This is a genomic window from Paraburkholderia sp. RL17-347-BIC-D, from assembly GCF_046027915.1.
GTDB lineage: Bacteria > Pseudomonadota > Gammaproteobacteria > Burkholderiales > Burkholderiaceae > Paraburkholderia.
In genome coordinates, this window is the sequence record NZ_JARESS010000247.1 from 1 (window position 1) to 453 (window position 453).

Below are 453 nucleotides of genomic sequence, written 5' to 3' on the forward strand. Positions count from 1 at the left end.
GGGCATGACATTTGATGGTCGGCTGTTTTCTGGCATCACCGTACTCGCCGCAGTCGCCGAGAGCGGCAGTTTCGTGCGCGCAGCAGATGCTCTCGGCTTGTCGCCATCGGGCGTTAGCCGTGCCGTTTCACGTCTCGAAAAGCGGGTGGGGGTGCGGCTGCTTGACCGAACGACGCGCTCGCAAACACTGACCGACGAAGGGAGGCGTCTATATGAAGCGGTTGGCCCGCACCTGACCGGCATCGAAGAGGCGGCTTCAGCGGCATCGGGTTCGGCGAACGTCGTGCAGGGAAAGCTTCGCGTCAACGTTGACCCGTTCTTTTCAAGGACGGTGCTGGCGTCAAGATTGCCAGATTTTCTGGCACATCATCCTGACCTCTCGCTCGAACTCATCATGCGCGACGACGTCGGCGACCTCGTGGCAGATGGATTTGACCTTGCGGTGCGTTTTGG

At 60.5% G+C, this 453-nt stretch carries 1 protein-coding gene; it reads left to right on the forward strand.

All coding sequences use genetic code 11. From position 1 onward, the window contains the following. Positions 1-4 precede the first annotated feature (4 nt). The coding region (locus tag P0D96_RS48405; protein WP_408321466.1) for a LysR family transcriptional regulator at positions 5-453 on the forward strand (449 nt) is incomplete at its 3' end.